This window comes from Mycobacterium alsense (assembly GCF_002086635.1).
GTDB classification, from domain to species: domain Bacteria; phylum Actinomycetota; class Actinomycetes; order Mycobacteriales; family Mycobacteriaceae; genus Mycobacterium; species Mycobacterium alsense.
Map to the genome: position 1 here is coordinate 171,422 of NZ_MVHD01000005.1, position 20,875 is coordinate 192,296.

Here is a 20,875-nt window from a genome sequence, read left to right on the forward strand (position 1 = left end):
GCGACCCGGGGACTACTCCACGACCTCCATTAACAGCAGCGCCCCGCCGACGCTCCCCTCGACCGACCGGAACGAGGTGCACACCACCCGGACCCGGGTGGGGCGGCCACGCCGGTTGACCGCGTCCACCACGGTTTCACCGCTGCTGTCCGGGTCGACGAACGCGGTGCCGATCAGTGGCCGGATGCCGTCCAACGGCAGCCCGATGTCCAAGCCGGTCAGCCGGGTTCCCGTCGTCTCGTCGGCCCGCAGCCCCCACAGGTCCTCGCAGCCTCGGTTCCACACCACCACCCGCATCTCCCGGTCCACCACGACCATCCCCAGCCGAATCGAATTGGTCAGCGAATCCAGGAAGTTCTTGGCGTCGTCGAGCTCCACGCTCCGTTCGCGCAGCGTGTCGTTGATGGTATGCAGCTCGTCGTTGGTGGACTGCAGCTCCTCGTTCATCGTCTCGAGCTCTTCGTTGGTGGACTGCAGTTCCTCGTTGGTCGTCTCGAGCTCCTCCACCGTGGACTGCAGTTCCTCGTTGGTGGTCTCGAGTTCCTCGTTGGTGGACTGCAGCTCCTCGTAGGCCGCCTCCAGCTGGCGGTTGGTCTGCACGACCTTGTCGAGCAGCGCGCGCGTGGCGGTGACGTCGAAGAACACGATCGACACCCCGAGCAAGCCGTTCTCGGCGTCGACGAGCGGGTTGACGTGAATCTCGAACCACACCGTTTCGGCGCCGGGTCGCTGCCACTTGACGTCCGGGACTCGCGTCGACCGCCGCTCCACCTTGGCCTGCTCGAGGTAGGCACGCAGCTCGACCGGGCGGTAGGACACCTCGAGATCGCGCAGCAGCCTGCCGATGTCGCGGGCCGACAGGCCGAAGACGCTCTCTGCCTGCTGGTTGATCATCGCGACGGTGTCCTCGCCGGTGATCACGATCTGGGCGACGGGGCTGGCACGAAAGGCCAAGTCGCGCACCGTGGTCAGCCCCGGCAGGTCGACCTGACGTTCGTAGAAGGCCGCCGCCGGGTCGTAGCGCTCCACATGGGCCTGGGACCCCAGCGTCTTGCGGAAGATCCGGTTCTTGAGGTTCAGCGGGGCAAAGCGGTCACTGTGACTCAACAGCATCTCGGCGTGCCCGAGGAACAGCGTGCCCTGGGGAGCGAGGGCGAAATGCAAGCGTCCCAATACGTTTCGCTGCGTCTCGGCGTTGAGATACATCAGGGTATTGCGGCACACCAACAGGTCGACGCGGGAGATCGGCGCGTCCTTGACCAAATCGTTGCGGCCGAAGATGACCGCGCGGCGCAGATCCTTGTGGAAGACGTAGCGGCTGTTGACCTGTTCGAAGTAGCGCGCCAGCAGGTCCGCGGGTACCCCCTCGACCGCCTTGGCGTCATAGGAGGCCGCGCGTGCCTCGGCGAGCGCCTCCTCGTCGATGTCGGTGGCGTAGATCTTGACCCGCTGCCGAAACGCTTCGGGCCCCAGCGCCTCGCACAGCAGCATCGCCAGCGTGTAGGCCTCCTGCCCCGAGGCGCATCCCGCGCTCCATAACCCGGATGGGGTCGCCGGGGCCGCGCTCGGCGAGCATCCGGGGAATGACCTCCGCGCCGATGAGCTCCCAGGCCTCGGGGTCCCGGAAGAAGGCGGTGACGTTGATGAGCATGGTGTTGAACAGCGATGCGAACTCGTCGGAGCTGGCCTGCAGGGCGTCGAGGTACTCGTCGAACGAGGCATACCCCGCCTGGTCCATCCGGTGCCGCACCCGCCGGACCAGGGACGTGCGCTTGTAGCCCGTGAAGTCGAAGCCGCGCGAATCCCGCATGTAGTGCAACAACGCCTCGAAGGCTTCGTCAGTCGTGCCGTCCATGAAGTCCTGTTCGCAAGAGCGTCCGCCGACCGCCCTGAACATTACTCGCGGGCGTCAGAGGAGATTTTCGTGACCGACCAATGCCCACACCGTCTTGCCCGACGCCGTCGGGGTGGCACCCCACGCGCGGCACAGCGCGGAGACGATGGACAAGCCGGACACGACTTCGGCCCCGCGGTCGGCGTCCTCGTGCCGGCCCGGCAGGCGTTCGCTGCAATCCTCGACGGCGACCGTGACGGTGTCGCGATGGCTCTCCACGATCAGCACCGGCGCGCTCTGCGTATGTTCGAGAACGTTTTCGACGAAGACGGTGGCGACCGTCGCCGCGACCGGGATCAAATCACGCTTGCGCCATTGGGTCAGCCAATCGGTGACCAGGGCGCGGGCCACGCCGATGCTGGCCGCGGCGGCGGGCAGTTCGGTGCGCGCCCGCCGGCGCAGCGGCAGCGGCCGGCCGCCGACGGCGTCCAGCGCGAGCAGCCGGGTGGGATGCACCGGCACGTAACGGGTCACGCCGCCCGACGCGATCGCCCGGCGCACCGCCGGCTCCCCGCAGACCAGCAGGATGGGTACGTCCGGCCAGACGCTGACGTGCCAGCGGGCGCTGGTGAACACCGTCCACGCCGACGCGAACGGCACCGACAGGCGGTTGACATCCACGAGGACCGCGCGCGGCTCGTCGAGGGCGGCCTTGATCACGGTGTCACGGACTTTCCGGTACGTGGAACCGTCCAGCACCCCGTCCATCACCAGGATCGGCACGCCCCGCTGCGGTGCGGTGTCGATCCGCAGGTCCGAGCGAGCTTCACCCACCGGCCTCCCCGCCTTGCGGGGCGTTGGCGGCGAGCCGCTCGCCGAGCACCGCCAGCGCGCGCTCGCATTCCTCGGCCAGGTTCGTGTAGTGCCGGACGAGCGGGCCCGGCCCGGCCTTGTCGGCCATGGTGCGGGCCAGTTTGGCCTTCTCCCGCAGGCTGCGCAGGGCGACCCACAACGCGCCCTCGACCTCTTCGTCCCGCGCGGTGAGCAAGGCGTCGGCCGTCCAGGCGTGGCCGACCTGGCAGCGAAAGTGGCCCTCGCCGGCGGTGATGAGCGAGCCATTGCAGTCGGGGCAGGTGTAGCCCGACGGCGCGCCGAGTTGTTGGGTGTCGAAGTCGGTCGAGAACCGGGAGGTCATGGCGATTCGGTTTTCCAGGTCCAATGCCGCGTCGGGTTCCATGTTCGGCTCCTCGATTGGCCGGTGGGACAGTTCTTTGAGGACCCCGCCGATGTCGGCCGCCGCCGCCTGCCGGTCCAGCACGCCCGCGTTGAGCGCGTTGACGGGCATCGCCGGGAACAGCGCGTCCTGGGGTGACTGGCCGATGGTGGTGCCGCCGCGCGCGCGGATCGCGGCCAGCCCCAGCACGCCGTCGTCGAGCACCCCCGAGAGCAGCACGCCGATCGCGCGCGGCCCGAACGCCACGGCGACCGAACGGAACAGCGCGTTGATGGCGGGCCGATGCCCGTTCTCGGTCGGCCCCTGGGACAGCACCGCCCGGTGGTCGGCGACCAACAGGTGGCGATCCGGGCTGCTGACGTAGATGTGTCCCGGCAGCAGCGGGGCGCCATGTTCCGCCGCCGTCGCCGGTAGCGGCCCGCTGCGATCGACGATTCGGGCCAAGATGCTCGGCACGCCGGCGGGGACATGCAACACGATCAGATAGGCATACGGCAGGTCCGCCGAAAGACCGGTGGCCAACCGGGAGAGCGCGTCCACTCCCCCCGCAGAGGCGCCGATCGCCACCACTCCCCGCAGGCCGTCGGCTGCGTCGTCCCGTTGACTGGGCGCGTCAATCACCACCCTCGACTACCCAGGTCAAGCCTACGTAACCGCGGGCTCGCTGGATAGATGCGCTTGGTGTGCAACCACCCCGTTTTGCCGTGAGCCGACGGTGGTAACCCCGGGCATGGGCACACACAAGGGCACAGACAAGGGCACAGCCGGGACTTCCGATCCCAAGCAACGCGACCTCGAGGCGGCGCGGTACCGCCGCGACAGCGGCTATTTGACCACCCAGCAGGGCGTCCGGGTCGATCACACCGACGATTCGCTGAGCGCCGGTGAGCGCGGCCCCACCCTGCTGGAGGACTTTCACGCCCGCGAGAAGCTCACCCACTTCGACCACGAGCGCATCCCCGAGCGCGTCGTTCACGCGCGCGGGGCCGGCGCCTACGGCTTCTTCGAGCCGTACGACGACTGGCTGGCCGAGTACACGGCGGCGAAATTCCTGACCACGGCGGGCACCCAGACACCGGTGTTCGTGCGGTTCTCCACGGTGGCCGGGTCCCGCGGCTCGGCCGACACGGTCCGCGACGTGCGCGGGTTCGCCACCAAGTTCTACACCGAGCAGGGCAACTACGACCTGGTGGGCAACAACTTCCCGGTCTTCTTCATCCAGGACGGCATCAAGTTCCCCGACTTCGTGCACGCGGTAAAACCCGAGCCGCACAACGAAATTCCGCAGGCCCAGTCGGCCCACGACACGCTGTGGGACTTCGTCTCGCTGCAGCCCGAGACGCTGCACACCATCATGTGGCTGATGTCCGACCGCGCGCTGCCGCGCAGCTATCGCATGATGCAGGGCTTCGGTGTGCACACCTTCCGACTGGTCAACGACCGCGGCGAGGGGACTTTCGTGAAGTTCCACTGGAAGCCCAGGCTCGGCGTGCACTCGCTGGTCTGGGACGAGTGCCAGAAGATCGCCGGCAAGGACCCCGACTACAACCGCCGCGACCTGTGGGAGGCCATCGAGTCCGGGCAGTACCCCGAGTGGGAGCTCGGCGTGCAACTGATCGCAGAGGCCGACGAGTTCAAGTTCGACTTCGACCTCCTGGACGCCACAAAACTGATTCCCGAGGAACAGGTTCCGGTCCGTCCGGTGGGCAAGATGGTGCTCAACCGCAACCCCGACAACTTCTTCTCCGAAACCGAGCAGGCGGCGTTTCACACCGCGAACGTGGTGCCGGGGATCGACTTCACCAACGACCCACTGCTGCAGTTCCGCAATTTCTCCTACCTCGACACCCAGCTGATCCGCCTGGGCGGCCCCAACTTTGCGCAACTGCCGGTCAACCGGCCGATAGCCGATGTCCGCACCAACCAGCACGACGGCTACGGGCAACACCGGATTCCACAGGGCCGGTCCAGCTATTACAAGAACACCATCGGAGGCGGGTGCCCGGCGCTGGCCGACGCCGACGTCTTCCGCCACTACACCCAACGGGTCGACGGCGAGGCGATGCGCAAGCGCGCCAAGTCCTTTGAGAATCATTACAGCCAGGCGCGCATGTTCTGGAAGAGCATGACGCCGGTCGAGGCCGAGCACATCGTCGCCGCGTTCGCCTTCGAACTCGGCAAGGTCGAGGTGCCCGACATCCGGTCGGCGGTGGTGGCCCAACTCGCCCGCGTCGACCACGATCTGGCCACCCGGGTGGCGGCGAAGCTCGGGCTGCCCGCCCCACCCGACGAGGCTGTCGACGGCGCGGTCACCGCGTCGCCGGCGCTGTCACAGATCGTCGTCAGCGACACGATCGCCTCACGCAAGATCGCTGTGCTGGCCGCGGACGGCGTGGATGTCGTTGGCACGCAACGCTTCAAGGAGTTGATGGCGCAGCAAGGTGCGATCGTCGAGATCCTGGCCCCGGTCGCGGGCGGCACGCTGCGCGGCGGGTCCGGCGGCGAGTTGCCCGTCGACCGGGCGTTCACGACGATGGCGTCGGTCCTCTACGACGCGGTGGTGGTGGCATGCGGGCCGGATTCGGTGTCGACGCTCACCGGCGACGGTTACGCCGTGCACTTCTTGGTCGAGGCCTACAAGCACCTCAAACCGATCGGAGCGTACGGCGCCGGGATCAAGCTGCTGCGCGCCGCGGGCATCGACAATCGCCTCGCCTCGGAGGGCGAAGCGGCCACCGACGTCGTCAGCGACCAGGCCGTCGTGACCACCAAGGCGGCCGCCGACGAACTTCCCGACCGCTTCGCCGAGGAACTCGCCGCCGCGCTGGCGCGCCACCGGTGCTGGGAGCGCCAGACCGACCCCGTGCCGGCGTGACGATTCCCTTGGGCCTTCGCAAGCCGACGCCGGGTTTCGACCGCCGCGGCGTGGGGCACCCTGGCTAAGTCTGTGCACCAGGAAGGACCAGTCATGCCACGTTCGTCGATCAAGAACGAAAAGATGTATCAGGATCTGCGCAAGAAGGGCGACTCGAAGGAGAAGGCCGCGCGGATCTCCAACGCGGCCGCCGGCCGGGGCAAGTCGTCGGTCGGCCGCAAGGGCGGCAGGTCCGGCTCCTACCAGGATTGGACGGTTCCGGAACTGAAGAAGAGGGCCAAAGAGCTTGGCATCTCGGGGTATTCGAGTCTGACCAAGGACAAGCTGGTCGCCAAGCTGCGCAACCACTGACCGCGCGGTCAGTCACGTCAGACGGTCAGGCCGAGCCGGTCTGCCAGCACCAGAAACGCCACCGCGTAATCGTTGGCCGCGGTGCGCGCCCTGATGTCGGGCCAGTCCAGTCGCTCGCGGACGGCGCGCACCACCGGAAGCAGTTTCGCGAAGTCGCAGTGGTGTTCGTTGAGGGCGCGCAGCTTTTGAACGACCACCATGGTGGGCGGCAACACCGGCATCGCGATCGCCAGCACGTCACGCTGCTCGGCGCGGTCCAGCATCGCCGCCTCGACGCGCTCGCCGTTGATTCGGTGCAGGATGTCCACCACCGTGTCGCCGGTGCGCGCCTTGAACAGCCAATCCTCCGGCGGATGTTCGACGGCAAAGCCGGCGCCGGCGAGGGTGGCCTCGGCGCCTGCCACGTCCGCCTCTGCCACCACCAGGTCCACGTCGTGGCTGGGCTCCGGCGCGCCGTAGGCCCACAGCGCATACGTGCCGGCCAGCGCGAACCGGGGCCCGTGTTCCTTGAGGGCGGAGGCCGCCTTGCGCAACGCTTCCCGCAGCTGCGAGCATGCGGCCGGTACCGGCGCCGCCGCGGGCGTCTCGATGGGTGCCATGGTGCATAGGTCATACCCCGCGCCGCGTCGTCTGCAACCTGCGTCGAGCGGTGCCGTGGCCCGTTGTCCGTTTAAGGGCCGGTGAGACGGGGCAGTTCTTCAGTTATGTCAGCCGCCGCCATGATTCCCGCCCGCATCGTGACTGGGGCCCGGACGCCGCACGGATTCGCTGACTACTTCGGGCAACTCGCGGGATCGGCGGCGGGTGACTGCGCGTGACGGCGGGATTGGTTCAACACTGGCTGGACTCGGGACGGCTCGAGTTGCCGTTACCCGCGTCTGGGCGCACCGCGGAACGCTGGCAGCGCCTGGCCCGGCTGGCCGAGGAGGACGTCGTCGCGGCCCGCATCGCCGAGGCCCACGTAGACGCCGTCGCGATCCTGCACGAGCTGGGCGGCAAGCCACCCGATTCCGGGCAGCTGTGGGGCGTGTGGTCGGCCGAATCGTGCGACGCCAAGGTGGTCGCCACCGAAATCAGCGACGGCACGACCATTCTCAACGGCACCAAGGTCTGGTGCTCGGGCGCCGGATTCTGCAGCCACGCGCTCGTCACCGCCCGGCTCGACGACGGCAGGCGCGGTCTGTTCGCGGTGACGGTCAGCGAGCCCGCCGTCAAAGCGCTGCCGACCACCTGGTGGAACGTCGGGATGGCCGGCAGCGACACCCGGGCGGTGCAGTTCACCAACGCCCCGGCCGTGGCGGTCGGTGATCCCGATGAGTACTTCGGCAGGCCCGGGTTCTGGCACGGCGCGATCGGCGTGGCGGCGTGCTGGCTCGGTGGCGCACGCAGGGTCGCCGAGCCGCTCTACCGCTGTGCCACAAGCGAATCGGCGGACGCGTACTCTTTGGCTCATCTCGGCGCCGTGGACGCCGCGCTCGCCGCGGGCGACGCGATCCTGGCCGCGGCGGCCGCCCAGATCGACTCCGACCCCTTCGACCGGTCCGACACGGCCCAACTCTTGGCTCATCGCGCGCGCACGGTCGTCGAACACGCGGCCGACGAGGCGATCACCCGGACCGGCCGCGCCCTCGGGCCGGGCCCGTTGTGCCAGGACGGCCGGCACGCCCAGCGAGTCGCCGACCTGACCATCTACATCCGTCAAAGCCACGCCGAGCGCGACCTGGCCGAGCTGGGGCGGCTTGCCGGGCGGCAGCGATGACGACGCTCGACCACCCGCTGGACACCCTGGATGCCGGGGCGGCCCCCCCGGCCAGCAATTGTGCGAAGTTCGCGGCGAAACCGCTGACGCGCGGCGGCACCCCGGTGCCGGTCTGGCTCGCCGCCCTCGATTCCCATCCCCTGCCGTCACTGGACCTCAGCGCATGCCCTGGCCTGGTCCTCGTCGCACCGCACCCCGACGACGAGACGCTCGGGCTCGGCGCGGCGACCGCACAACTGGTCGCCTCGGGTGTCGATGTCCGGGTGGTCTCGGTCAGCGACGGCGGTGCGGCGCGGCCCGCGGCGCACCCACGGGAGCGCACTCGTCTGGGAATCATCCAGCGACACGAATTACGCAGGGCAACAAGTATTTTAGGAGCGCCCCCACCGGTGTCACTCGGCCTGCCCGACGGTCGGCTCGCCGACCATGAGGACGGGATCGCCGAACTGCTCACCGGGATCCTCGACGCCGCCGCACCCGGGGCCTGGTGCGCCGCCACCTGGCGTGGTGACGGGCATCCCGATCACGAGGCCGTCGGGCGGGCGGCCGCGCGCGCGTGCGAGCGCACCGGCGCCGCGTTGCTGGAATACCCGGTTTGGATGTGGCACTGGGCCCGCCCTGACGACCCCGCGGTGCCGTGGGAGCGCGCCCACGCCGTGCACCTGCCCCGGAACGCGCTTGCCCGCAAACAGCTTGCGGCGCAGTGCTTTCGGAGTCAGCTCGGGCCGGGCGCGGGCGGCGCGCCGCCCGTGCTCCCGGGTTTCGTCCTGCAGCGGCTGCTCGCGGTGGGAGAGGTGGTTTTCCGGTAAACCGTATGCGCGTGGCGACGTTCAACATCCTGCACGGCCGCACCGTCGGCAATGGCGTGCACCCGCACCGGCTGGGCGACTGCGTTCGCCTTCTGGACCCCGACATCCTCGGGCTGCAGGAGGTCGACTTCGATCAGCCGCGCTCGGATCGCGCCGACCTCACCGCCGTCGCGGCCGAAGCCATGGGCGCCATCGAGCATCGATTCGTGGCGGCGATCGCCGGCACGCCCGGGGCGACCTGGATGGCCGCCACCGGCCATGAGCAACCCGGCACGGCGGCCTACGGGATCGCGCTGCTGTCCCGGTTTCCGGTGGCCAGTTGGCAGGTGGTGCGGCTCCCGCGGATCCCGGTGCGGTTTCCCATGTATCTGCGCGAGCCGAATCGGGTGACCGTCGTCGACGAGGAACCGCGGGCGGCCGTCATCGCGCAGCTGCACACCCCGCGCGGCGGGCTCACGGTGGCCAACACCCACCTGTCCTTCGTGCCCGGCTGGAATCGGCGCCAGCTGCGCCGGCTCGTGCGCGACCTGCGCGGCTTCCCGGGACCGCGGCTGCTGATGGGGGACCTCAACATGACGCCGCAGGCGGCGCACCGCTGGTCGGGCATGCGGCCACTGGCCGTGGCGACGACGTTTCCCGCCGAAACCCCTCACCGCCAGCTCGACCACATCCTGACCGACGACGAAAGCCTGCGCGGCGGCGGCGCGTCGGCCGAAGCGATGCCGATATCCGATCACCGGCCGCTGCTGGTCGACCTGCACCGAGCATGAGGGTGGGGCCCGGTCCGCCTGGCGGACCGGGCCCCTGCGGGATCGGACTTACTGGTTTTCCTTCTGGCGCTCCTCGGCGGCCTCCGCGCCGGCGCGCGCCGACTCAGCTTCGGCTTCCTTCTTGCCGGCGTCACGCTGGGCGTCGGCCTTGTCCTGCTGCGCCTGGCCCTCCTCGACGAGATCGTCGCGGCCGAGGACGGTTCCGCCGACCTCTTTCGCCTTGCCCTTGACGCCTTCCACGGCGCCCTTGACGGCCTCTTGCGGTCCGCTCTTGTCATCTCCCATGAGTCAACCTCCCTGTATTGGTTTGCGTCTTGTCGTTCGCAATACCGGCTTCCCGCGCGGCGCCCGGTCAAACACCCGAGAACCCGTTGGGCACGATCGGCACTGGACACCGCGGGCTGTGCGCTTGATCACGCGGGGGATCCGTCTCGCGAATGATCTTGTTTGAATGGTTCTTTTCGGGGTAGCATCACCGGGCGACCGCATTAGGGGGGTGAGGTTACTGAGCACCGTCGCTGTCATCGGGGCGACCGGCACGGCCGGGTCGCGGGTCGTCGCCAGGCTGAGGGCCCGCGACGTCGCGGTGGTCGAGATGTCCCGCGCTCAAGGCGTCGACGTGATCACCGGCCGCGGGCTGTTCGAGGCGCTGGCGGGGGCCGACGTCGTCATCGATGTCGCCAATCCGATGCCGGCCGATCCCCGGTCGGGCATCACCCAGGCGGTGGCCACCGCCACCCACAACGTCGTGGGGGCGTGTGCCGCGCGGGACGTGCAGCGGCTGGTGGTGTTGACGATCGCGGGCATCGAGGACCCCGTGTTCGACGGCTTCGCGTACTACGAGGCCAAACGCGCGGCGAAGGAGATCGTGCTCGACGGCCCGGTGCCGGCGACGATCGTGAAGTCCACCCAGTGGTACGAATTCGCCTGCAACCCCTCCGTGGTGAAATCCCGTGACGGCGAGGTGGTCGTCGAGGACTGGCTCATCCAGCCCGTTGCCGCCGACACCGTCGCCGACGTGCTGGTCGAGACGGCCCTGGGCCAGACCCACCCGCCGCGCACCGTCACGGGCCCGGGGGCCGTGCGGCTACCCGATCTCACGTCGAAACTGCTCGAACGCCAAGGCGATCACCGCCGCGTCCGCGCCGTCCAGCCCGCGCTCACCGCGCTGGGCACCGGGGCGCTGCTTGCGACCGACGGCGCGATCGTCGTCGGCCCGGACGTGGACACCTGGCTGCACACGCTGGCGCCGGACGGCGATTCTGCCGGGACGGGCGGCAGTTCGGACGGCGCCGACGCGCCGAAGCGACCGACGGCGCGTGGCCTGTCGAACACCCGGCGGTAGGGCCTGGCCGAAAAACGAAGACCGCCTTTCGGTTCACAGGAGCAGCGCGCAGGCGGCCGCGATCATGCCGGCCGCGGCGAAGCCGGCATAGTCGTTGACGCTGCCGGTGTGCAGGCGCCGCAACCACCGCAGCAACCTCGACACCCCGTCGCCACGCAGGACCACCAGCAACAGGATCCCTCCGAGCAGCAGTTCAACGGCCAAGAGCCCCAACGTTTTCGGCTCCAGATAGTGAAAGCCCACACCGGAGGGCGCCAGCACGACCCCGGCGCCCAGGGCGCTCGACGCGTAGGCCTCCGGACTCAGCAGGCCCGCGGTCGCCGGGCCGGCGACGCGGGTGACGAACGGGCCGGCCAGCGCGCCGAAGGCGAGGCAGCCCGCGCTCAACAAGCCCAGGCTGACCCTCATCCCCGGCCGGATGCGCTCCAGGTGCTCGTACCCCTCGCCGCGGCGCCGGTAGAAACCGAGGTATGCGGCGCGGCCGAGCGCGGCGACGGTGAGGGCCTGCGCGGCGAGCGCGCAGCCCAGCACGACGGGCCGGTCCGACAAGCCCTTGTGTATCAGGCCGAGCGAGGCGTACCCGTTGAGTGGCGGTACCCCGGCGATCGACAGCGCCCCCACCGTGAACGCCGCGCTCAGCAGCGGGCGCCTGCGCGCCAGCCCGCCCATGTCGGCGAGGCTGGTGACCCCGGTGGAGTGCACCACCGCACCGGCGGACAAGAACAGCAGCGCCTTGAACAGCCCGTGGTTGACCAAATGGTAGGTCGCGCCCGCAACGCCGTCGGCGGTCCGACTGGCGAACCCGGTGATCAACACCCCGGTTTGGGCGACGGTGTCCCAGGCCAGCAGCCGCTTGAGGTCGTCCTGCACGAGCGCCATCGCCGAGCCCACCAGCGCCGAGGACAGGCCGAGGCCGGTCAGCAGCGGGGGCAGCGACGCCAGCCGCGGAAAGACCTGCAGCACAATGCGTCCCAGCGCGATCACCCCGAGATCGACCATGAGCGCCGAGAACAGCGCCGAAACCGCGCCCGGTACCGGGGTGTGGGTGTCGGGAAGCCACCCGTGAAACGGCACCAGCCCCGCCTTGGTGGCGAACCCCGCCGCGAGCAGGGCGATTGCGAGCAGGGCGGCCCGGGATGGGCCAGAGGACATCGCCCGGTGGAGCTGCCCGAGGTTCAGCGCCCCTGTCGCCGCGTAAAGCGTTGCGGCACCGACGAATACCGAAAACCCGGCGATGCTGGTCAGAACGAGGTTTTTGAACGCCGCCTCCAGTGCGATCGGGCGCTCCAGGAAAAATCCGGTCAACCCGTAGCTGGCCAACGCGGCCACTTCGAACCAGACGAACAGGTCGACGGTGTCGGCGGTGAGCGCGGCCCCGATCAACGCCGCCAGCAGCAACTGCATCAGGCACGCGAGCCCGCCCAGCTCCCTCGGGCCGAGGTGGCCCAGCTCGGAGAGGACGCTGATCACGAGCACGGTCCCGACCGCGGCGGCGAGGACGGCGAACGTGACGCCGAACGGGTCCGCCACCAACGTGATCCCCAGGACCGTCCGCCCGACCGGGCGCTCGTTGGACAGGAAGTGGGTCAGCAGGTGGCCGTTGCCGGCGAACACCCGGGCGCCGACGACCAGCAGCACCCCCAGCGACGCGGCCAGCGCGGCCACCCCCACGAACAGGGGCGCGCGCCCGTTGCGCCGCGCGAGCAGGGGCGCCAGCACCGCCCCGATCAGCGGGAGGACCACCGGCAGCGGCAGCAGCTGCGCGACCGTCATGGGAGCCCAACCCAGTTCGCGCGGGTCATGGCACGTCAGCCTCGTAGCTCGGTCAGGTCGGCGGCGTCGACGCTGCGGTAGTGCTGCGCCACCCGCACCACGACGGTCAAGAACACGGCGGTGACCGCCACCCCGATCACCACCGCGGTGATGCAAAAGTTCTGCAGCACAGGGTCCGCGACGTTCCCGGCGACCAACTCGCCCTGGCTGCGCCCGGCCGGCAGCCCCGCCAACACGGGCGCGGTCGCCCCGTTGCGGTAGGCCAGGGACACCAGCAGCAGGTAGGTGGACGACTCCATAAGCGAGAGGCCGAGGACGATCTTGACGAGGTTGCGCTGCGAGGTCACCGCGAACAGCCCCAGGCAGAACAGCGCGCCCGCGGCGAGGTAGTTGGCGACGATCACCGCTCGTCCTCTTTTTTGCGCAGGTCGGGTGTCCAGTCGTGTCCCATTCCCAGCAGCGCGAACACCGCGATGGTGATGCCGGTGGCCACCTCCACCAGCTCCGCGACCGAAATCACCTGCAGGGTGCCGCCGGAGCGGATCTGCTGCTGCGGCGCCAGCGGCAGCCAATTGTCCAGAAACGACCCGGCCAGCCACAGGCCCACCAGCCCGGCCGCGACAATGGCCGCGGCGCCGAGCATCTCGGCGATCTCCAGCACAGACGGGCGAACGACCGCGCGCATCGCGCGGTGGCCGAGCGCGGTGTAGAGCAGCACGACCACCCCGGCCAGCACCACCCCGGCGGGAAAGCCACCGCCGGGCGTATAGCCCCATGCGGCGAGGTAGGCCCCGGCGACCGCCAGGATGACCGCCGCGATGCGGGCCCCGACGCGCACCACCACCGTCATCGCGATCGCCCGTTCGGGCGCGGGCCCGCCGAGCGGATCGTCGTCGGCGTTTTCGGGCGCCGGCTCGTCCGCGCGCTCCCGCTGTTCGGCCTCGCGCGCCCGCGACTCCTTTTCGTCGGCGCGCTCCGCCGGATCGGCGCGCTCCTGTTCGGCGCGCCCGGCGCTGGCCTCGCCGACATACTCCGCCCGCGGCTCGCGGCCCCGCGACAACACCAGCACCGCCACGACCGCGGCCAGCAACAAGAACGTCTCGCCGAACGTGTCGAACGCCCGGCTGCCGTACACCACCTCGTTGACCACCTCGGTGGTCCCCCACCGCGGGAGCGCAATGGTGATCGCGTGTCTTGCGATGTGCGGCAACGCATTTGCCCCGTCGGGCAGGCCGGTGAGGCCGATCATCACCACCACCGCGAACACCGCCACCAGCGCCGCGGCCAGCCTCGGGCGATGCCAGCGGGCGCCGCGGGGAAGCCGCGGCTCAGCCACCGCGCCCTCCCCCACCGTCCGGGCTCTCGCCGAGGTCGCCGCGGTCGATCACGTCGGTGCGGATCTTTCCGATCGCGATCAGGTACAGCACCGGCTGCGCGATCGCGCCGACGACCACCGTGGCCAGCGCGACATCGGGGGCGGCCAGCACGACGAACAGGGCGGCCAGCACGGTGCCCACCGCCGACAGCGCCATCACCGCGGCGGTGAGGCTGCGCACGAACACGACCAGCAGCGCGCTGGCGATCACCAGCGCCAGGCACAGGTAGTCGATGACCCAGAACGACGTCATCGGCGGTCTCCGCGCGGTTCGCGCGGTTCATCCAGGACCGCCCCTTGCCACATCGGGACCTCGGTCTTGTAGGCCGCGCGCGCCAGCGCGTGCGAGGCGACGGGGTTGACCAGCAGGAGCAACACGGCGACGAACAGCGCCCGGGAGCCGTAGGCGGTCAACGGGCCCTTGGCCAGCGCCAGCCCGGCGAGCAGCGGCAACGCGCCGGCGGTGATGGTCTTCGACGAGCACTGGATGCGGGTGTACACGTCGGGCATCCGCAGGATGCCGATCGCCCCGCTCAGCGAAAAGAAGATCCCCAGCCCGCACAACACCGCGACGACGACGGTCACAGCAGGCCCCGTTCCAGGTAGCGCGCCCACACCAGCGCGCCCAGGTAGCTGAACGAGGCCAGCCACAGGGCCGCGTCCAGGTAGACGGTGCGGTCGGCGAGGGCCGAATAGAAGAGCACGACGAGCGCGCACTGGGTCGAGACGGTGTTGAGCGCGACCACCCGATCCGACACCGAGGGCCCGCGCGCCAGCCGAATGAGCACGACGCCCGCCACCAGCAATTGCGCCACGCACACCGCGGCCAGGACGCCGCTCATCCTCGCCTCCTTCGTCCTCCGGCGGGACGGGTCACCGCGAGCACCCGCCGTTCGAGCGGCGCGTTGATCGCCTCACCCGCCGGACCGTCGTCGGGAACGGCCATCGCGTGATACTGCAGCCGGTGCCGTCCGCGATCCAGATCGACGAATTGGTTGTCCACCACCAGCGAGGTCAGCACGCCCGTGGCCGCGAATTCCCCGTCCGAGCGCGCCCGCGTCGGCACGACGACCATGCCGGAGCGCAGCGGGCGCGAGGGCGACAGAATGCGCCTCGTCAGCGACAGGTTGGCGGTCGCGATCCGCGCCGCGCACTCCGCGGCCAACAGCGCCAGCGCGGCCAGGCGACGCGGCCGCAGCGCGGACCACGGCGCGGCCACGGGGCCCAGCGGCGCAAGGGCGATGCCGCACCCGGCGGCGATCGCCAGCCCGACCAGCAAGTCCTCGACCGTCGCCGTCCACGTCAGCAAGACCCACACGCAATAGGCCCAGGCGGTCAGCGCGACCACCCGCTTGGCCCGCCCGCGTGTGCCCACTGCTGCCCACTTCCGCCCGTCTCGGCCCGGCTCCCACGGCCGATGGCCGTGGGCGCTAACGGATACCCGCCCCCGCCGCGCCCTATTCGGCGCTATGCGGTCGCCATTCACGTCACGGTTTTGTCACGATCCGCCTTGCGATTGCTTAAGAACCTGCCGCGTTCTCTAAGAATCCTCAGCATTGACGGCCCGATTTGGTTGCTCGCTTAGCGAAAACGGCGCCCAACGGCCGCACCCCGCGGTGCCCGGCGGCGGTCGCCGTTTGCGAGTGAAGGCCGTCACTTCCGGCTTCCGCTACTTTGGTTTTCGAGGACTCGGGAGCCTCTCTTGCGAATCAAATGATCGATTTCGAAGGACAACACTGATCATGAAAATCAGCAGTATCGTCGCGCGCCGGCGAGTCGCCGGCATCAGCGCGGGCTTCCTGCTCGGGGGATTGGCCATGGGCGTCATCGGCGCGCCGTCGGCGGCCGCGGCGCCCGACTGCAGCCCGGGCGGAGTCAACGCCACCGTGACCTCGGTGCAGGGCGCGGCGCAGCAATACCTCGCCGCACACCCGGACGCCAACCAGGTGGTCACGGCCGCCTACGGCCAGCCGCGGCCGGAGGCCGCGTCCAACCTGCGGGCGTACTTCACCGCGCACCCGCAGCAGTACCACGAGCTGCGCGGCATCCTGGCGCCGATCGGCGACACCGAGCGGCAGTGCAACGTCAAGGCGCTGCCGCCGACCCTCGAGTCGGCCTACCAGGAGTTCATGGCCGGCTGAGCACGCCGAGAACGACCCGCCACAGCGCCGTGGCGGGTCGTTTCGCGTGTTGCGCGTGCGGGTAATTGTGCAGTCAGCCAAGGGGACTGGAGGCACGGATGCGGCTGCGTCGCAGCGATCTCGACAAGCCGGGGATCACCCGCAGGCGCCGGGGCAAGGGCTTCGCCTACCACGACCCCGACGGTGACCGGCTGACCGACCCGGACACCCTGGCGCGCATCAAGGACCTGGTAATCCCGCCGGCGTGGAAGAAGGTCTGGATCTGCCCGCACCCCAACGGCCACATCCAGGCCGTCGGCACCGACGCGGCCGGACGCCGCCAGTACCTCTACCACACCGCCTGGCAGCAGGAGCGCGCCGAGGAGAAATTCGACCGCGTCCTCGAGCTCTCCGCGCAGTTGCCCATGTGGCGCGCGCGGGTCGTTAAGGACTTGCAGCGCCGCGGTTTACCGCGGGAGCGGGTGCTCGCACTCGCGCTGCGCCTGCTCGACCGCGGCTACTTTCGCGCCGGCGGCGAGCAGTACGCCGAGGAAAACGAGTCCTACGGAATGGCCACCCTGCAGTGCAGTCACGTGACGGTGCGCCGCGGGTCGGTCGAATTCGACTTCCCGGCCAAGAGCGGGGTGCGGCGCACCGTGGAGATCGAGGACGCCGAAATCGTCCGCGCGGTGCGTGCGCTGATGCGCCGCCCGGAGCGCACGGATCGATTGCTCGTGTGCCGCACCGGATCCGGGTGGGTCGACATCCGCTCCGACGACCTCAACGCCCGGTTCAAGGAGATGGTCGGCGACGACTACACCGTCAAGGACCTGCGCACCTGGCACGGCACCGTGCTGGCCGCCGCGGCGTTCGCCGACGCGGACCCGCCCGTCTCGCGGCGCGTGGTCAAGCGCGTCGAGTCCGCGGTGATGAAGGAGGTCGCCGAGGAGCTCGGCAACACCCCGGCGGTGGCCCGCGGCTCCTATGTGGACCCGCGCGTCGTCACCGGTTACGAACAGGGCATGACGATCGGCGCGGCGACACGTCGCGCCGCCCGCGCCCGCCGACCCGAGGCCGCGCAGGAGATTCTGGAGAAGGCCACCCGCATGCTGATCCGGCGAGTGGCCAGGGGCCGCGACGCGTCGGGAGCGCTGCCCAGGAGCGCGTGAACCGGCCCCGGCTCGCGCGAATAACCAGCCGGGAATGCGGGTATGCCGCGTCTTGTGTGGCGAAGCCGCCGGTGGGTGCGGGCTGCCGTGATAACCGCCGTTGGGTCGGGGCCTGCCGGCCGGACCGCCCGCACCACCGCCACCCGGACCGTCGAACCAACGGCGACCCGGGACCCGCGCCCCATGTCACCCCACTGTCCGTCGAGGAGGGCAACCAATGTCTAAACAAGAGGTTTCGGACTATCTGCTGGAGCGACTGCGGGCGTGGGGCGTCGAGCACGTTTTCGCCTATCCGGGCGACGGCATCAACGGGCTTTTGGCCGCCTGGGCCCGCGCCGACAACAAACCCATGTTCATCCAGTCCCGCCACGAGGAGATGAGCGCGTTCGAGGCGGTGGGCTACGCGAAATTCAGCGGCCGCGTCGGCGTGTGTGCGGCGACGTCGGGACCCGGGGCGATACACCTGCTCAACGGCCTCTACGACGCCAAGCTCGACCACGTTCCCGTGGTGGCGATCGTCGGCCAGACCAACCGCAGCGCCATGGGCGGCTCCTACCAGCAGGAGGTCGACCTGATGAGCCTGTTCAAGGACGTCGCCAGCGACTACGTCCAAATGGTCACCGTGCCCGAGCAATTGCCCAACGTGCTGGACCGCGCCATCCGGGTGGCGATGACGCAGCGGGCCCCGACCGCGCTGATCATCCCGTCCGACGTGCAGGAGCTGGAGTACTCCCCGCCGACCCACGCCTTCAAGATGGTGCCGTCGAGCCTGGGCATCGAATCGCCGGCCATCGCCCCCGACGACCAGGCGATCGCCCGCGCGGCCGAGGTGCTCAACGCGGGCAAGAAGGTCGCGATGCTGGTGGGCACCGGCGCGCGGGGTGCGCACCGGGAGCTGGCCGAGGTGGCCGACCTGCTCGGCGCCGGGGCCGCGAAGGCACTCCTGGGCAAGGACGTGCTCAGTGACGAATTGCCTTGGGTCACCGGGTCTATCGGGCTGCTGGGAACCCGGCCCAGCTACGAGCTGATGCGCGACTGCGACACCCTGCTCACCGTCGGCTCCAGCTTCCCCTACACGCAGTTCCTGCCGGAGTTCGACCAGTGCCGGGCCGTGCAGATCGACGTGGACGGGCGCCTCATCGGGATGCGCTACCCCTACGAGGTCAATGTGGTCGCCGACGCGAAGGCCGCGCTGAAGGCGCTGATTCCGCACCTGCGCCGCAAGGAGGACCGCGCCTGGCGCGAGACCATCGAGGCCAATGTCGCGCGCTGGTGGGAAACCATGGACATGGAGGCGAATGTCAGCGCCGACCCGATCAATCCGATGCGCATGTTCTCCGTGCTCTCACCGCAGCTGCCCGACAACGCCATCGTCACGGCGGACTCGGGCTCGGCGGCCAACTGGTACGCGCGAATCCTGCGCTTCCACGGCGACATTCGCGGCTCCCTGTCGGGCACGCTGGCCACGATGGGTCCGGGCGTCCCCTACGCGATCGGCGCCAAGTTCGCCCACCCGCAACGCCCGGTCATCGCGTTCGTGGGTGACGGCGCCATGCAGATGAACGGGATGGCGGAGCTCATCACGATCAAGCGGTACTGGCAGGAGTGGGGCGACCCCCGCCTGATCGTGGCGATCCTGCACAACAACGACCTCAACCAGGTCACCTGGGAGATGCGGGCCATGGCCGGCTCACCCAAATTCGCCGAGTCGCAGAACCTTCCCGACATCGACTTCGCCGGCTTCGCCGCCAGCCTGGGGCTCAACGCGATGGCGATCAAGGACCCCCACGAACTCGGGGACGCCTGGCGCAACGCGCTGGCCGCGGACCGGCCCACCGTGCTGGACGTCTACACCGACCCCGACATGCCGCCGATCCCGCCGCACGCAACCTGGGACCAGTTCAAGTCGGCGACGGCCGCGGTGCTGTCCGGCGACGAGGACCGCGTCGGGTTCGTCAAGGTGGGTCTCAAGACGAAGATGCAGGAGTTCTTGCCCCACAAGAAGAGTTGAGGGCGCGGCTCAGCTCGCGTAGGCGATGCGCGCGCTGCACAGGTCGTCGACGAACGACTTGTAGGCGTCGCCGTGGGCGGCGCTGCGATCGCGCAGGACCGACGACGGGTGCACCGTCGCCACCACCACGGGTGCCGGTTTCAGGCGCACGTCGAGCGCGCCGGGCAGCTCGATCACCCGACCGCGCTCGGCGGACACCCGAAACGCCGCTCCGAGAAGGGATTGCGCGGAGGTCGCGCCGAGGCAGACGATCACCTGCGGGTGCACCGCCTCGATCTCGGCGATGAGCCACGGCTGGCACGCGACGACCTCGGTGCGGCTCGGCTTCTGGTGTATGCGCCGCTTGCCGCCCTTGCGGGTGAACTTGAAATGCTTGACCGCATTGGTCTGGTAGGTCAGCGCCGGGTCGATGTCGGCCTCGTCGAGCGCCCGGGCGAGCAGCCGGCCCGCGGGTCCGACGAACGGCAGGCCCGCCCGGTCCTCCTGGTCCCCCGGCTGCTCGCCCACCAGCATGATGGGCGCCCCGACGTTTCCGTGACCGAACACGGTCTGGGTGGCGTCGGCGAAAAGCGGGCAGCCGCGGCACCGGCCGGCGGCGGTCTTCAGCGAGTCCAGCGCGCGGTCCTCGGGTAGGTAGCGCGCGGCGCTGACCTTGGTTGCGGACATGAATCAGCGGTAGCCCGGCGAGGTCATGTCCGCGGGCATACCCCCGTAGGTCGGCGGGAAAACGCGCGCTCTTTAGCCCTCAGCAACCCTTCCGACGATCGGGTCGCGGGCCCGGTCCAGCGTGTGATGTGCGCCGATTCGGGTAATCCATGCAGGCAAGGCAGGAGGAACCGATGAGCGCGACACAGAACCCGGCGCGGCCGGCGGTCGACATCGACAACGACGTCGCGCTGATCACCCAGCAGATCGACGCGCTCAGGCGGCTCGCGCAACAAGACGACGAGGAGCCGATCAGCGAGGGCCAGCGCTACGACTTCAGCATCCGGTGGGGCACGGTGCTGGCGGGGCGGCTGCGCCGGTTGCGGCATTACGGCTCGCTGGGACGGCTCGACGACGCCGACGTGCACAGGTTCGCGGCGTTGCGCGACGAGCTGCGCACGATCTCACACCTGATCGATCGCTTCCGGCTCGCCCGCCCGGATTTCACCGACGGCCGGCGCCCGGGGGCGAAGCTTGCGCCCACGACGCGAATGTCGGGACGGCCCGACCCGGAAAGTCCTTCTCCGACACGGTGATTCGGCTCGCGAGCGTCGTCGCTCGCCGGCCGTTCACGGGGCCATCTTCCTGTCCGGGCGCCGTCGGCTACATTCTCGGCAGGGCCCAGGCTAAGGAGGCCGCCGTGTGAATCCCCAGGATCCTTTCGGGTACGGCCCGCTGAGCTACGACCCGCTCGGCCGCGTGCCACCCGCGGGGCCGCCCCTGGAACCGCCGGCCCCGCCGCCCC

Annotated in this window: 22 protein-coding genes and 1 pseudogene; 10 read left to right on the top strand and 13 right to left on the bottom strand. The window is 69.9% G+C overall.

The window, feature by feature from the left end; translation table 11 throughout:
• Positions 1-12: 12 nt before the first annotated feature.
• The 3 genes and pseudogenes from BST11_RS05750 to BST11_RS05760 form a co-directional block, all read right to left on the bottom strand.
• Positions 13-1,855, bottom strand: a pseudogene (locus tag BST11_RS05750) (CheR family methyltransferase).
• Positions 1,856-1,909: 54 nt separating this feature from the next.
• Complete coding sequence (locus tag BST11_RS05755) at positions 1,910-2,668, bottom strand: anti-sigma factor antagonist (RefSeq protein WP_083136993.1); 759 nt, start codon at positions 2,666-2,668, stop codon at positions 1,910-1,912.
• Complete coding sequence (locus BST11_RS05760; protein WP_372509636.1) at positions 2,661-3,689, bottom strand: chemotaxis protein CheB; 1,029 nt, start codon at positions 3,687-3,689, stop codon at positions 2,661-2,663. The genes BST11_RS05755 and BST11_RS05760 overlap by 8 nt, the downstream gene beginning before the upstream one ends.
• 109 nt (positions 3,690-3,798) lie before the next feature.
• Between BST11_RS05760 and BST11_RS05765 the strand changes: the two genes are divergently transcribed.
• Together BST11_RS05765 and BST11_RS05770 are read left to right on the top strand one after the other, a co-directional pair.
• Positions 3,799-5,943 (top strand): catalase, encoded by a 2,145-nt coding sequence (locus BST11_RS05765; RefSeq protein WP_083136994.1) that lies wholly within the window; start codon positions 3,799-3,801, stop codon positions 5,941-5,943.
• Between the two features lie 93 nt (positions 5,944-6,036).
• Positions 6,037-6,294: a DUF7218 family protein gene (locus BST11_RS05770; RefSeq protein WP_067315995.1), complete on the top strand. Its 258-nt coding sequence runs from the start codon at positions 6,037-6,039 to the stop codon at positions 6,292-6,294.
• 17 nt (positions 6,295-6,311) lie between these two features.
• Here the strand turns inward: BST11_RS05770 and BST11_RS05775 are convergent, their stop codons facing one another.
• The gene (locus tag BST11_RS05775) at positions 6,312-6,893 is read right to left on the bottom strand and encodes a nucleotidyltransferase (RefSeq protein WP_083136995.1); all 582 of its coding nucleotides are present in this window, start codon (positions 6,891-6,893) and stop codon (positions 6,312-6,314) included.
• Between the two features lie 215 nt (positions 6,894-7,108).
• Here BST11_RS05775 and BST11_RS05780 point away from each other — a divergent pair, with 215 nt between their 5' ends.
• From BST11_RS05780 to BST11_RS05790, 3 genes are read left to right on the top strand one after another with little or no spacing between them, the layout of a single operon-like run.
• Positions 7,109-8,053 carry an acyl-CoA dehydrogenase family protein gene (locus BST11_RS05780; protein WP_083136996.1) on the top strand — a complete coding sequence of 315 codons (945 nt, stop codon included), beginning with the start codon at positions 7,109-7,111 and terminating at the stop codon, positions 8,051-8,053.
• Positions 8,050-8,862: a PIG-L deacetylase family protein gene (locus BST11_RS05785; RefSeq protein WP_083136997.1), complete on the top strand. Its 813-nt coding sequence runs from the start codon at positions 8,050-8,052 to the stop codon at positions 8,860-8,862. Before BST11_RS05780 ends, BST11_RS05785 begins: the two co-directional genes overlap by 4 nt.
• 5 nt (positions 8,863-8,867) lie before the next feature.
• On the top strand, positions 8,868-9,632 hold the full coding sequence (locus BST11_RS05790) for an endonuclease/exonuclease/phosphatase family protein (RefSeq protein ID WP_083136998.1): 765 nt from the start codon (positions 8,868-8,870) through the stop codon (positions 9,630-9,632).
• A gap of 48 nt (positions 9,633-9,680) precedes the next feature.
• On the opposite strand, the gene mbp1 is transcribed toward BST11_RS05790, so the two are convergent.
• The gene (gene mbp1 / locus BST11_RS05795) at positions 9,681-9,917 is read right to left on the bottom strand and encodes a microaggregate-binding protein 1 (RefSeq protein ID WP_083136999.1); all 237 of its coding nucleotides are present in this window, start codon (positions 9,915-9,917) and stop codon (positions 9,681-9,683) included.
• 211 nt (positions 9,918-10,128) lie between these two features.
• Here mbp1 and BST11_RS05800 point away from each other — a divergent pair, with 211 nt between their 5' ends.
• A complete protein-coding gene (locus BST11_RS05800; RefSeq protein ID WP_083137000.1) occupies positions 10,129-10,977 on the top strand; it encodes an SDR family oxidoreductase in 849 nt (282 codons plus the stop codon).
• A 33-nt stretch (positions 10,978-11,010) separates the two neighbouring features.
• Here BST11_RS05800 and BST11_RS05805 read toward each other — a convergent pair whose 3' ends face one another.
• From BST11_RS05805 to BST11_RS05835, 7 genes are read right to left on the bottom strand one after another with little or no spacing between them, the layout of a single operon-like run.
• Positions 11,011-12,750: a complex I subunit 5 family protein gene (locus tag BST11_RS05805; protein ID WP_083137001.1), complete on the bottom strand. Its 1,740-nt coding sequence runs from the start codon at positions 12,748-12,750 to the stop codon at positions 11,011-11,013.
• A 35-nt stretch (positions 12,751-12,785) separates the two neighbouring features.
• The gene (locus BST11_RS05810; RefSeq protein WP_083137002.1) at positions 12,786-13,154 is read right to left on the bottom strand and encodes a sodium:proton antiporter; all 369 of its coding nucleotides are present in this window, start codon (positions 13,152-13,154) and stop codon (positions 12,786-12,788) included.
• Positions 13,151-14,086, bottom strand: coding sequence for an MnhB domain-containing protein (locus tag BST11_RS05815; protein ID WP_083137043.1), 936 nt, complete (start codon positions 14,084-14,086; stop codon positions 13,151-13,153). Before BST11_RS05815 ends, BST11_RS05810 begins: the two co-directional genes overlap by 4 nt.
• Complete coding sequence (locus BST11_RS05820; protein WP_083137003.1) at positions 14,079-14,378, bottom strand: Na(+)/H(+) antiporter subunit B; 300 nt, start codon at positions 14,376-14,378, stop codon at positions 14,079-14,081. The genes BST11_RS05815 and BST11_RS05820 overlap by 8 nt, the downstream gene beginning before the upstream one ends.
• Positions 14,375-14,710, bottom strand: coding sequence for a monovalent cation/H(+) antiporter subunit G (gene mnhG / locus BST11_RS05825; protein ID WP_244897543.1), 336 nt, complete (start codon positions 14,708-14,710; stop codon positions 14,375-14,377). The genes BST11_RS05820 and mnhG overlap by 4 nt, the downstream gene beginning before the upstream one ends.
• The gene (locus tag BST11_RS05830) at positions 14,707-14,967 is read right to left on the bottom strand and encodes an MrpF/PhaF family protein (protein ID WP_083137004.1); all 261 of its coding nucleotides are present in this window, start codon (positions 14,965-14,967) and stop codon (positions 14,707-14,709) included. Before BST11_RS05830 ends, mnhG begins: the two co-directional genes overlap by 4 nt.
• Complete coding sequence (locus BST11_RS05835) at positions 14,964-15,500, bottom strand: Na+/H+ antiporter subunit E (RefSeq protein WP_083137005.1); 537 nt, start codon at positions 15,498-15,500, stop codon at positions 14,964-14,966. The genes BST11_RS05830 and BST11_RS05835 overlap by 4 nt, the downstream gene beginning before the upstream one ends.
• A 367-nt stretch (positions 15,501-15,867) precedes the next feature.
• Here BST11_RS05835 and BST11_RS05840 point away from each other — a divergent pair, with 367 nt between their 5' ends.
• The 3 genes from BST11_RS05840 (at position 15,868) to BST11_RS05850 (ending at position 19,425) form a co-directional block, all read left to right on the top strand.
• Positions 15,868-16,266 (top strand): heme-binding protein, encoded by a 399-nt coding sequence (locus BST11_RS05840; protein WP_083137006.1) that lies wholly within the window; start codon positions 15,868-15,870, stop codon positions 16,264-16,266.
• A gap of 98 nt (positions 16,267-16,364) precedes the next feature.
• Positions 16,365-17,414 carry a DNA topoisomerase IB gene (locus BST11_RS05845; protein WP_083137007.1) on the top strand — a complete coding sequence of 350 codons (1,050 nt, stop codon included), beginning with the start codon at positions 16,365-16,367 and terminating at the stop codon, positions 17,412-17,414.
• A gap of 217 nt (positions 17,415-17,631) precedes the next feature.
• The gene (locus BST11_RS05850; protein ID WP_083137008.1) at positions 17,632-19,425 is read left to right on the top strand and encodes a thiamine pyrophosphate-requiring protein; all 1,794 of its coding nucleotides are present in this window, start codon (positions 17,632-17,634) and stop codon (positions 19,423-19,425) included.
• Between the two features lie 9 nt (positions 19,426-19,434).
• On the opposite strand, the gene BST11_RS05855 is transcribed toward BST11_RS05850, so the two are convergent.
• Entirely contained in the window at positions 19,435-20,091 is a 657-nt protein-coding gene (locus BST11_RS05855) for a UdgX family uracil-DNA binding protein (protein ID WP_083137009.1), read from the bottom strand.
• Between the two features lie 173 nt (positions 20,092-20,264).
• Here BST11_RS05855 and BST11_RS05860 point away from each other — a divergent pair, with 173 nt between their 5' ends.
• Positions 20,265-20,666 carry a hypothetical protein gene (locus BST11_RS05860; RefSeq protein WP_244897544.1) on the top strand — a complete coding sequence of 134 codons (402 nt, stop codon included), beginning with the start codon at positions 20,265-20,267 and terminating at the stop codon, positions 20,664-20,666.
• The last annotated feature ends 209 nt before the right edge of the window (positions 20,667-20,875 follow it).